Origin of the sequence: Pseudomonas coronafaciens pv. oryzae str. 1_6 (assembly GCF_000156995.2) — a bacterium.
Taxonomy (GTDB): Bacteria; Pseudomonadota; Gammaproteobacteria; order Pseudomonadales; family Pseudomonadaceae; genus Aquipseudomonas; species Aquipseudomonas tremae.
Window position 1 is genome coordinate 4,704,640 of record NZ_CP046035.1, and the last position, 12,861, is coordinate 4,717,500.

Below are 12,861 nucleotides of genomic sequence, written 5' to 3' on the forward strand. Positions count from 1 at the left end.
GGACGGTCCTACTACGGGTCTCTAGCCTATCGGCCTGACACTATTCCGGAGCAAATACCGTCTTTGCGGACAAGAGTTTATACCTCTTGCTCGAGACGCCTTCCTTGGGGGGCAACCCAGCCGGCAACGTCAATGAAGCTCATGGAGGAATCCACCCCCGAAAACATGAGATTCTGGAAGGAAATCGCTAAAGAAAAGCATAGAAGCAGAACCAATACACCGGCAATTTTTGAGGAAGTCGACATTCATAACAAGCGTGACCATGAGAGATTCAGATTCTCGCCTCTTGCCCTACGGTCACAGTTCTGGTTAATGCTATTACAACTTGGGAAAGGAGGATTTATCGTGCTTTCCCCTTTCGTAATATTAGCCCACCTGTCTCTGATATCGGTATCCCATAGACCATGGCAGGCAGTGACCGTCGATTTACTTTCAGGGGCTTACCTACTGTATTTAGGCGGCCCGTTACTCCTCTGGTTAATCAGCCACATTATTATCAATCACTTCCCCAGAATATGGTTCCGCCCCCCAAAAGGCCCTGAGTGGGAACTCAACCGCAGAACCGGCCTGGTCACTATCTTCGACTATAAACGCCATCGGAAAGAAGGTGTAATCGACAAATTCATCGCGCCGTTTTATGAGTTCGATGCCTATATGATTACCACCAGCAATCGTCACGGCCCTACGTACGGGCTTCTGCTTCAGCACCGCTACGAAGACCACAAAATCAATTTTCATATGCTGATGAATGCTGACGACTTCCAACAACGTCCCTGCGCACTCTGGGACTTCCTGCAGAATTACATGGACATCAGCGGCCCGATTCCGGACATTCCGCTGTTCGAACCGTACCGGCACCTGGACCCTGTCACTGCCGACTACGATCAGCAGCGCGGCCGCAACCCTCGCTACTGGATCGACATGGATGACGACACGTTCAAAACCGAGGTCGACGCCATGTGGCAGCGGGTGTACGCGATTGACACTTTTAGCCGCCCGAACCTTATGGCGCAGTATGTGGATTACAGCTCATGACCTGTGGCTTCTGGTCTGCAGCGAAGCCTGATAGCGCGCAACGCTGCGGGTCGGCGATGCACGCTGGCAGGTTCAAAGCCCGAGCATCAAGCCGCTCAGGCGTTTTACTTTGCGGCGCAGGGCTTCTTCGAAGATACCCTGGCGCGGTTCGATCAGGCTGAACCAGTGTTTGGCGCGGGTGATGCCGGTGTAGATCAGTTCCTTGGTCAGTACCGGGTTAAGCGCTTCGGGCAAGATCAGAGCAGTGTGAGCGAATTCCGAGCCTTGGGATTTGTGTACGGTCATGGCGTAGACGGTTTCCACTTCGTTCAGGCGGCTCGGCAGGACAAAGCGTACGCCGCCGCTGCCGTCATTGCGCGGGAAGGCGACGCGCAGTACCTGTTTGCCCTCGCCCTCACGCTCGGGCAGGCGCAAGGTGATGCCGATGTCGCCGTTCATCAAGCCAAGGCCGTAGTCGTTATGGGTCATCAGCACTGGCCGACCTTCGTACCATTGCTGCTCGCTTTCGATAAGGCTGGCATTGAACAGCGCATGGGTGATGCGCTGGTTCAGGCCTTCCACGCCCCAAGGGCCTTTGCGGACAGCGCAGAGTAGCTGGAATGAATCGAACGCGTTCAGCACCGAGCGCGCCCATCGGGTCCAGCACGCGTCGTCGAGTTCAGCGCCATCGACCGGGCGCTCGGCGGCCAGCACGCTCAGGTAATGCCGATACCCCTGCGGACCTTGCTCGCCCTTGCCAAGGCCTTCCAGCACCAGACGCTCGAACTTGAGGTCCTGCTCGCCTTTGAGCGTCAGCGCGAACAGGTCGGCGTGGCTGCCAGCCGACAGCAACGCCCTCGCCTGTTGATCCTGCTGCTGGTTGACCAGCAGGGCCAGTTGACCAATGCCGCTGCCCTGCCCGAACCGGCGCGAGTGACGCAACATGACCACTTGCTGGGCCAACGGATGTTGCTGTGCATCGCCTTGGCGCAGCGCGCCCTTGCTGAGGTCTTCGCCGCCAACGGCTTCCAGCCAGGCCTGGGTTTCGGGGCTGTAGAAGCCCTCTTCAGCGTCGCGGCACAAATCGCCCAGCACGGCGCCTGCCTCGACGGAAGCCAACTGATCCTTGTCGCCCAGCAGTACCATACGGGCATGCGGCGGCAGTGCGTCAAGCAGGTTGGCCATCATTTCCAGGTCGATCATGGACGCTTCGTCGACTACCAATACATCCAGCGGCAGCAGGTTGCCTGCGTGATGACGGAAGTGCCGGGTGCCCGGGCGACTGCCGAGGAGGCGGTGAACTGTGGTGACTTCGCTGGGAATTTTTTGGCGCACGTCGTCGCTGACGTCCAGGCTCTGGACCTGCTGGCTGATGGACTCGGTCAGACGTGCCGCTGCCTTGCCGGTAGGTGCTGCCAGGCGAATGCGTAATGGCTGTCCGCTCTGCACGGCGGGAGCTTGAAGCAACGCCAGCAAACGCACCACGGTAGTGGTCTTGCCAGTGCCTGGACCGCCCGTGATGATGCTGAACGCTCGACGGGTGGCCAGCGCACAGGCAAGCTTCTGCCAGTCGATGACAGCGTCCGACGCAGGGCTGGCGGGCTTGAACAATGCGTTCAGACGCTGCGGCAGATCGCCAGGAGGAGCGTCGGCTTGCGCGAGACGCTGGCGCAAGGCTGCAGCAATGCGCCGTTCATAGGTCCAGTAACGGCGCAGGTATAGCCGCCGCTCCGCCAGCACCAGTGGCTTTTGCAGCCCCTCGGCGCTGGAGTTCCCTGCCTCGGCCACCAGCGAGCTGCGGGCGAGCGCCTGGCACCAGGCCGCTCCCTCCAGCGCTGCGAGCAATTGCGAGGGCAGCATTGTTCCGCTTTGTTGATCACCTTCAGGCGGCAGTGAGAGAGCAAAGTCAGGCTCTTTCAGGGTCTCGTATAGATCAAGGCAGACATGACCGTGGCCCAATTGATGGCTGGTGAGTGCCGCAGCGACCAAAACCAGCGGATCAGACTGGGGATCAAGCTCACTGAGGAACGCGACGAACGCCCGGTCCAGCGCGCGCAACCAGCCGCGTTCGACCCAGCGTTCCAGCAACATCAGAAGGTCATCCACACGAGTCAGCGGACTCAATTCGGCAAGGCCGGCGTCGTCCAGGGTGGCAGGCAACAGATCGTCAAACGAGCGGTTCATGCCAATGCTCCCGGCAGATCATGCGGTATCGGCTTGCCCTGAAACAGCAAGTCCAGGCTTTCGATCAGCTCGCGTGGCGGGCGGGTGAACCAGGCACCTTGAGACGCTGCACGACTGCCGCGCAGAAACAGATAAAGCGCGCCGCCCATGTGCTGATCGTAATCGTAGTCGGCCATTCGTGCCTTGAGCTGTCGATGCAGGGCCAGCAGGTAGAGGACGTATTGCAGGTCGTAGCGATTGTCGAGAATCGAAGCCTCCATCGCCAGCTCGGTATAGGCGTCATCATCGCTGCCCAGCCAGTTGGACTTGTAGTCGGCGACGTAATAGCGGCCTTCGTGCTCGAAGGTCAGGTCGATAAAACCTTTGAACATACCATTGAGCGAGACGGTTTCGGTCGCCGCTCGTGGCGCGTTGTCGTGGGTAAAGCGGCGCACGAGTGCGTCCATTTGCGCCACATTGACGTTGGTGCTGGCGAACCAGAACTCCATCTCGACGCGGTACTGATTAGGCTGATCCAGATCGCCCAGCGCGACTGGAGAGGCATCGGGCGAAAGACGCAACGGCATGGTCAGCGTCTGCTGTAACCAGTCGCGCAGGGTCTCGATCCAGCCCTTCCAGCCGCGCCGATTACAGCGACGGGCAACGGCATCTTCCAGTTTGTCTGGAGCGTGCGCGGTGTTTGCAAAACCTTCATTACCCGCCCATTCCAGTAGGCCGTGCAGAAAGGTGCCGGGGTTGGGGCCACGCGGGAAACGATGGATATCGCCGCCGCCAAGCAGAATATCGCGAGGGGCCTCAGGGTCGAGACGCTCGTCATCAAAGAGCTTCTGCGCCTGCGGGCTGTCAGGCGACTGGTCGGCACCGGCGGTTACCGTATCGCCAATGCGCAGAGCACTGTAGGAAGCGATCCACCAGTTCTCGGCAGCACGGCGTTTAGGCACCAGCAGTTTGACCAGCGAGGCGTCGTTGCGCGGCGCGCTGAAGCTGTTGTCGGTGGACTCGGGAACTGTCTGCAAGACAATCGCGCCGCAGCCTTCTGCCAGGTCACGCAGCCACACCTTGAGGTCAGACGACTCGGGCAGCGGCGTGCCACCACCCAGCAGATAACCCAGCGCCGAACGGTGCAGCATCGAGTTGTTGGCATTGCCACGCTTGAGGTCAGCGACGCCCAGCCAGCAAGCGTATTCCGAGCGGGTGAGCGCGACATACAGCAAGCGCAGGTCTTCTGCCAGACGCTCGTCGTCGGCTTGTCGGATCAGCGCTTCAGTGGGCTGCAGACTGATCTGAGGGCGACCCTCGGCGTCGTGAAACTGTAGCGGCAGGCGGCTGCCATCGACGGGTTTTGACGAACAGATAAACGGCAGAAACACCAATGGATACTGCAGCCCCTTGGACTTGTGGATGGTCACCACCTTGACCAGTTGCTCGTCGCTTTCCAGGCGCAGGATCTGCTCTTCTCCAGCCTGGCCGGACAATGCCAGGTGATCACCAAGATGACGAATCAATGCCTGTTCGCCATCCAGCTCGGCGGCGGCCTGCTGCAGCAGTTCGGACAAGTGCAGCAGGTTGGTGAGCACTCGCTCGCCATCGGTGCGTGCCATCAATGTCTGTGGCAGTGCGAAGTCGTGCAACAGGCGGCGCAGCATCGGCAACACACCCTGACTGCGCCATACGGCACGATAACCACGAAACTGCATCACGCGCAGCTCCCACGCCAGTTCGTCCTGATTCAGACGCTCCAGCTCGGCCAGCGACAGATCCAGCGTGATACACGCCAGTGCGGCACGCAACGTGCGTTCGGAATCCGGTTCGGCGCAAGCCTTCAGCCAAGACAGCAGATCATGAGCTTCCTGAGCAGCGAATACCGAATCCTTGTCCGACAGGTAGACGCTGCGCACGCCGCGCGCAGTCAATTGCTGACGCACCGCCTGCGCTTCCTTGCCATCGCGGACCAGAATCGCGATGTCGGCAGGCCGCAGCCCACGCAGTGTCTTGTCAGCTGAAGCGAAACCGGCACTGCCCTGCTGGCCGGCATTGAGCAGGCGCACGATCTCGCTGGCGCAACTGGCTGCAAGTTGCTGGCGATAAGCGACGCCGGACACCGCTTGCTCACTTTCCAGATGCCAGACGGTCAATGCAGTCAACGGGCTGCCATCGACTTGCAGCGTCTCTTTGCGACCTTGGGCCAAGGCGTCGGAGAACGGCACCTGGTTGCCCTTATCGTCACGAAACAGAAAGGCGCCACGACCTTCCACACGTTGCTCGGCGCGGGTGAAGACGTGGTTGACCGACTCGACCATCGCGTGACTGGAGCGATAGTTGGTGTCCAGCGTGTGCCAACGCCCGTTGGTGGCCTGGCGGGCACGCAGGTAAGTGTAGATATCGGCGCCACGAAAGGCATAGATCGCCTGCTTGGGATCGCCGATCAGAAAGAGTCCGGTTTGCTGGTCGTTGTCTTCGAGGCGGTAAATGCTTTCGAAGATCCGGTATTGCACAGGGTCGGTGTCTTGGAATTCATCGATCAGTGCGACAGGAAACTGTTCTCGAATCAAGGTGGCCAGTCGCTCGCCGCCCGCACCGCGCAATGCGGCGTCAAGCCTGAGCAGCATGTCATCAAAGCCCATTTCGGCACGACGGCGCTTTTCTTCTTCAAAACGGGCGCTGACCCACTGCGCAGCATGCTGCAACACGGCGGCATCCGGTGTGGGCAAGCCGTCGAGCGCGGGCTTGAGTTCGGCCATGGCCTGGAACGCCGGGTGCGAGGGCGGATCGCTTTTCCAGGCCTCGGCAATACCCTCCGGCGTCAAACGTGTGAAGCCCGTGCCGAGGTCCAGCGCTTCCTGGCTTTCGTCTGCGGCCCATGCGGACAGCTTTTCAAACCAGGGTTTGAAGAAGCGTTCCTGCATCTTGCGACCGTCGACCACCTTGCGCGCCACGGCGTCCTGACAGAGGGCGTACAGTTCGTCAGCCCATGCAGCCCAAGGGGCTTTAAGGGCCGCGAGTGCTGCCCGACGCTCCTGCAAAGACGCCTCGATCAGCTCGGCAGGCTCTTGGCCAATAGTGCTACGGTCCCGGCCAAACAAGCCTCGCACGCGAGGCAACAGCGCCGCCGGACCGCTCCAGTTTTTCCGTACCCAGGCCAGCGCGTCGCCGCTCATGGGGTAGCAGAACCGGCGCCAATAATCGCGCAGCACCTCGCCGAGCAAGTCGCTGTGATCGGTTTCGAGGGTTTGAGTGAACAGGCTGCCGCTGTCGAAAGCATGCTCGCGCAGCATGCGCTGACACCAGCTGTGGATGGTCGATACGGCCGCTTCGTCCATCCATTGCGCGGCGATGTCCAGGCGGCTGGCACAGGCTGGCCATTGCTCGACCTCGAACTGCTCGCGCAACTCGGCGATGAGGCCATCCGGCGCTGCTATCTCGTCCCGAAAAAACCGCGCAGCGTCGGCCAGTCGCGTACGAATCCGGTCGCGCAGCTCCTTGGTCGCAGCGTCGGTAAAGGTCACTACGAGTATCTGCGGCGGCAGCAATTCACGGCCGAAGCCGGACTCTTCTGAACCGTGCCCCAACACCAGACGCACGTACAACGCGGATATGGTGAAAGTCTTGCCCGTACCGGCGCTGGCCTCAATCAACTGACTGCCGCGCAGCGGAAAACGCAGCGCCAGAGGGAGCGATTGCTGGTTCATGCGCCGCCCTCCCCGCCAGACAAGGACTGCCAGGGCGCATCGTAAATCGGTTTGTAGAGCGTTTCGCACCAGCCAGCGAATTCTTCGCTTTCCATTAAAGCGTCAAAATCCGGAAACTGCCGAGCCAGTGCGGTGCTTTCGCGACGCTCGCCATCGGTGGTTTGCCCGTCGCCTTCATACGCTTTGCGGGCTGCGGCTTCCGCTTTGTCGGCAGGCTGGCCCAACCAGGCGAACGCAGTCTTGACGGCTACCGGCAGTGGTCGCTGCATGCCGTGCAGCCAGGCCATCAACAGGTGATTGAGTGTGCTGACGGCTGCAGTTCTTTCCATTGGCTCAAGCATTAGCGTTTCATCGCTGGCCACCAATGCAGTGCTCAACGGCAGTTCACAGGCGCAAGCCACCAGATGATTCACCCACGGACGAATCAACCGATGCCATTTGCGGGTCTTTTTCGAACCGATGCTGTTGGGGATCGCCGTAACCAGCAGTAACTCGCCGCTGCCGTTGCGATGTAATCCGCCAAGCCAGCCATCGATGCTCACACCGCTGTGGCTGAAGCTGATCGGCAATGCACTGCTCAGGGTTTCGGGCCACAGCGTCAGCAGGTCGTGGTAACGCTTGAGTACGTCCGGCAATGGCTCGATCAACTCGTCCTGCATGCTGGTACCGAACCCGGCAAGAGGCAACAGGCCGCTGGCTTGCAGTTTCAGGGCCTGGGTTTTGAGGGCGACATCGATATTGTCGGGAGAAACCATAGCGGCACTGAGCAGGCTTTCACTGAGGCCATAGCGCTCCAGGGCATCCAGCACGAACGGCTCTTCATCAGCGAGCGGCGCTTCGGCGACCTCAAAATAGATTTTCAGGCGCTGACTGAAAAAGTGCTTCACCGGGTTTCTCAGGAAGTCCTGCAATTGCGCGATGGACAGCGGCTCCTCCTGTTCATGGGGCGGCAGCTCGATGGGAGCAGGCGCTTGGGCATCGGTCTCGTGAAGCAGACGCCATTCGCGGGCAAAGCTGAAAAAGCCGGTGCCTGCATGGAAGTAACTGGCGCTGAACGGCTGAAGCGGATGGTGAACCGTCAGGGCTTTCAGCAAGCGCTCGCCGTCGTCCAGGCTACTTTCGGCATCGCTTTCGCCAGCCAGTTTCCAGCCGCTGGCAAGATGGTCACGCAACTGGCCTATCAGCACCGAAGCGGGACGCTCGCTGTTATCACGGATGCTGCGGCCAACCCAGCTGACGTACAGTTGATCCCTGGCCGAAAGCAGCGCTTCGAGTAGCAGATAGCGGTCATCTTCGCGCCGCGAACGGTCGCCAGGGCGGTAATCACTGCCCATCAGGTCGAAATCCAGTGGCGGCTGAGCGCGGGGATAATCACCGTCGTTCATACCCAGCAGGCACACCACTTTGAACGGGATGGCCCGCATGGGCATCAGGGTACAGAAGTTCACAGAACCGGCGAGAAAACGCTGGGACAGACGGCCTTGATCAAGGCCGGCCAGCCAGGCTTCGCGAACCACGGTCAGCGGCAACTCTTCAATAAGCTTTACCGTTGCGCAGGTCTCCAGCCAGTTTTCACGTAACGTTTCGAGCTGAGCCAGCAGGTAGTCGTCATGTTCGCTGTCGGCCTGAAAAAACAACTGCAACAGCGCCTGCAAACGCGCGCCCCATTCGTCAGGCGTTGCTGGAAGTGACAGCTGCGTGTGGGCGACCTGAAGCGCATCGATCAGCGCCACCAGAGGGCCGATCAATGCAGCATCCAGCCCACCGATTTCATCGTAGGGCTCAATGCCATCGTAAGCAGTACCGGCCCCCACGGCATAGCCCAGCAGCATGCGGCGCAGACCGAAATGCCAGCTGTTCTGCTCGAGAGCATTCGGCAAACCCAGACCGGCGCGCTGCTCTGCGTTTAGCCCCCAGCGGATGCCTGCACCCTCGATCCAGCGGTGCAGGGTTGGCAGATCGCGCTCCTGAATCCGGAAGCGCGCTCGCAGCGCAGGAACATCCAGCAGGTCGAGAATTTCACTGACCGGGAAACGACTATCGGGGAGCTTGAGCAGATGCTCGACTGCAATCAGCAACGGCTCACGACCACGTTGCCCTTGGTCCGCGAGGGTAAACGGGATAAAGCGGCGATCGTCCCGTTCGATCTGGCCGAAGACAGCGCGAATATGCGGTGCATAGCTGTCGATATCAGGGACCATGACGATTACGTCACGAGGGCGCAGGTTGGGGTCTTTGCTGAACCGCGCCAAGAGCTGATCGTGTAGCACTTCCACCTCACGCTGAGCGCTGTGGGCGATATGGAAGCGAACAGAGCGGTCTTCCAGAGGATTAACCGCTGGCCACTTTTCTCGCGTCTCATCCAGTGGGCGCAACTCGAGAATGTCGTCCTGCAACTGATTCAGCAAGTTGAGGGGTTCGGCATCACTGAACAAATCGATCCGTTCGTCCTTGAAGGACGAACGATAGCTGCGCGGATCGTCATGGCTGTCCAGCAGGTTGATGTAGTCACGGCCCTGCTTGCCCCAAGCGGCGAGCAGCGGATGCGCATGTTGATGAAGCGCCTGTGGATCGAGGATCATCGGCATGCCGGTCTTGCGCGCCTGGCGTTTGTACTGGTGCCGCAGCAGGTCCTTGTCGGCAACGATATCAGTCCAGTGATGGCGGCAAGGGTTATGTACACAGAGCAGCACCTGGCTGAACTTGGCCAGCCCTGCCAATGCTTCGAGCGCCTGTGCCGGCAGTGAGGAGATACCGAAAACGATGACTCGTGCCGGCAAGCCCGGTGGCGCTTCGGTCATGCTGCCGATGCGTTCGATAAAGCGCTGATGCACGCCAGCGCGGCTCTGCGACATACCCTCGGCTCCGACATCATCCAGCAAGGCACGCCATAACTCGGCCTGCCAACAGTTGGCATCTGTCAGTGGTCTGGACTGCCCCCGTGCATCAAGAAGCTGATGACGGCCAGCGGCCCAGTCATTCAGCCAGTCAGCGCGATAAACCTGATATTGGTCGAACAGGTCGGAAAGGCGCTCGGACAATTGATAGCGCTTGCGCAGGTCCGTGTCGTCTGTCAGAAAACGCTGTAACGGTTCGAAGTGCGGCTGATTGATAAGTGCGGGTAGCAGGCGCATCAGGCGCCAGGTCAGCGGAGTCTTGTCGAGCAAAGACGCCGAAGGGATTTCATCGCTGCCCAACACCGTGCGATACAGCGTCCACATGAAACTGCCGGGTAGCTGAACATCTATGGCTGCAGCAATGCCGCAGCCGCCATTGTCATCATCCTGAGCGTCTTCGGCTAATGCGAGCTTGAGCCACTGGGCGATGCCGTTGCTCTGCACCAGGGCAATCTCGTTCTCAAGCGGCGCCAAGGGATAACGACGCATCCAGGACACGACCAGACTGCGCAGTTCATCCGGGCGGTTACCTTGAACCACCATGAAACCTGCGCTTAGAGAGGTCGTTACGGACATGCTTGCTTCCTTGGCGAGTGCGATTGGAACCTGAGGCCGAACCATAAGGGCAAGCGCGCTGGATTGCTATAAGCATGTTGATCCGGATGACTACCGGATATTGGCAGGCTTGCCTGATCGACAGGATGAAGTTTGGCGAACGCCATAAAAACAAAAACCCTCAACGCATAAGCGATGAGGGTTTCTGGAATTCAATCTTGACGATGACCTACTCTCACATGGGGAAACCCCACACTACCATCGGCGATACATCGTTTCACTGCTGAGTTCGGGATGGGATCAGGTGGTTCCAATGCTCTATGGTCGTCAAGAAATTCGGGTACCGAGTCGTGCCATACGGCGCGCTTCAGCAAATCGGGTATGTGACAGTCGGTTATTCAGGTGTCGCTTGTGACGCAAACTTTCGGTTCGTGTCATCTTCACAGTCACCGCAATCTGGTCGTTCGACGCAAATTGCTTGGGTGTTATATGGTCAAGCCTCACGGGCAATTAGTATTGGTTAGCTCAACGCCTCACAGCGCTTACACACCCAACCTATCAACGTCGTAGTCTTCGACGGCCCTTCAGGGAACTCAAGGTTCCAGTGAGATCTCATCTTGAGGCAAGTTTCCCGCTTAGATGCTTTCAGCGGTTATCTTTTCCGAACATAGCTACCCGGCAATGCCACTGGCGTGACAACCGGAACACCAGAGGTTCGTCCACTCCGGTCCTCTCGTACTAGGAGCAGCCCCTCTCAAATCTCAAACGTCCACGGCAGATAGGGACCGAACTGTCTCACGACGTTCTAAACCCAGCTCGCGTACCACTTTAAATGGCGAACAGCCATACCCTTGGGACCGGCTTCAGCCCCAGGATGTGATGAGCCGACATCGAGGTGCCAAACACCGCCGTCGATATGAACTCTTGGGCGGTATCAGCCTGTTATCCCCGGAGTACCTTTTATCCGTTGAGCGATGGCCCTTCCATACAGAACCACCGGATCACTAAGACCTACTTTCGTACCTGCTCGACGTGTCTGTCTCGCAGTCAAGCGCGCTTTTGCCTTTATACTCTACGACCGATTTCCGACCGGTCTGAGCGCACCTTCGTACTCCTCCGTTACTCTTTAGGAGGAGACCGCCCCAGTCAAACTACCCACCATACACTGTCCTCGATCCGGATAACGGACCTGAGTTAGAACCTCAAAGTTGCCAGGGTGGTATTTCAAGGTTGGCTCCACGCGAACTGGCGTCCACGCTTCAAAGCCTCCCACCTATCCTACACAAGCAAATTCAAAGTCCAGTGCAAAGCTATAGTAAAGGTTCACGGGGTCTTTCCGTCTAGCCGCGGATACACTGCATCTTCACAGCGATTTCAATTTCACTGAGTCTCGGGTGGAGACAGCGCCGCCATCGTTACGCCATTCGTGCAGGTCGGAACTTACCCGACAAGGAATTTCGCTACCTTAGGACCGTTATAGTTACGGCCGCCGTTTACCGGGGCTTCGATCAAGAGCTTCGCTTGCGCTAACCCCATCAATTAACCTTCCGGCACCGGGCAGGCGTCACACCCTATACGTCCACTTTCGTGTTTGCAGAGTGCTGTGTTTTTAATAAACAGTCGCAGCGGCCTGGTATCTTCGACCGGCGTGGGCTTACGCAGTAAATGCTTCACCCTCACCGGCGCACCTTCTCCCGAAGTTACGGTGCCATTTTGCCTAGTTCCTTCACCCGAGTTCTCTCAAGCGCCTTGGTATTCTCTACCCAACCACCTGTGTCGGTTTGGGGTACGGTTCCTGGTTACCTGAAGCTTAGAAGCTTTTCTTGGAAGCATGGCATCAACCACTTCGTGTTCTAAAAGAACACTCGTCATCAGCTCTCGGCCTTAAGATCCCGGATTTACCTAAGATCTCAGCCTACCACCTTAAACCTGGACAACCAACGCCAGGCTGGCCTAGCCTTCTCCGTCCCTCCATCGCAATAACCAGAAGTACAGGAATATTAACCTGTTTTCCATCGACTACGCTTTTCAGCCTCGCCTTAGGGACCGACTAACCCTGCGTCGATTAACGTTGCGCAGGAAACCTTGGTCTTTCGGCGTGGGTGTTTTTCACACCCATTGTCGTTACTCATGTCAGCATTCGCACTTCTGATACCTCCAGCAAGCTTCTCAACTCACCTTCACAGGCTTACAGAACGCTCCTCTACCGCATCATCAAAAGATGATACCCGTAGCTTCGGTGCATGGTTTGAGCCCCGTTACATCTTCCGCGCAGGCCGACTCGACTAGTGAGCTATTACGCTTTCTTTAAAGGGTGGCTGCTTCTAAGCCAACCTCCTAGCTGTCTAAGCCTTCCCACATCGTTTCCCACTTAACCATGACTTTGGGACCTTAGCTGACGGTCTGGGTTGTTTCCCTTTTCACGACGGACGTTAGCACCCGCCGTGTGTCTCCCATGCTCGGCACTTGTAGGTATTCGGAGTTTGCATCGGTTTGGTAAGTCGGGATGACCCCCTAGCCGA

At 58.5% G+C, this 12,861-nt stretch carries 4 protein-coding genes and 2 rRNA genes (1 of these 6 only partly in view); 1 reads left to right on the top strand and 5 read right to left on the bottom strand.

Annotation, left to right across the window (positions count from 1 at the left end):
- The first annotated feature begins 141 nt into the window (after window positions 1-141).
- Window positions 142-1,035, top strand: coding sequence for a hypothetical protein (locus tag POR16_RS26190; protein WP_042932881.1), 894 nt, complete (start codon window positions 142-144; stop codon window positions 1,033-1,035).
- A gap of 72 nt (window positions 1,036-1,107) precedes the next feature.
- On the opposite strand, the gene recD is transcribed toward POR16_RS26190, so the two are convergent.
- The 5 genes from recD to POR16_RS21255 all read right to left on the bottom strand — a co-directional run.
- Complete coding sequence (gene recD / locus POR16_RS21235; RefSeq protein WP_005895164.1) at window positions 1,108-3,198, bottom strand: exodeoxyribonuclease V subunit alpha; 2,091 nt, start codon at window positions 3,196-3,198, stop codon at window positions 1,108-1,110.
- The gene (gene recB / locus POR16_RS21240; RefSeq protein WP_005895162.1) at window positions 3,195-6,887 is read right to left on the bottom strand and encodes an exodeoxyribonuclease V subunit beta; all 3,693 of its coding nucleotides are present in this window, start codon (window positions 6,885-6,887) and stop codon (window positions 3,195-3,197) included. Before recB ends, recD begins: the two co-directional genes overlap by 4 nt.
- Entirely contained in the window at window positions 6,884-10,360 is a 3,477-nt protein-coding gene (recC, locus tag POR16_RS21245; protein WP_024669815.1) for an exodeoxyribonuclease V subunit gamma, read from the bottom strand. Before recC ends, recB begins: the two co-directional genes overlap by 4 nt.
- Before the next feature lie 195 nt (window positions 10,361-10,555).
- Window positions 10,556-10,671 (bottom strand): 5S ribosomal RNA (gene rrf, locus POR16_RS21250).
- 157 nt (window positions 10,672-10,828) lie between these two features.
- Window positions 10,829-12,861 (bottom strand): 23S ribosomal RNA (locus POR16_RS21255) (it continues 861 nt past the right edge of the window).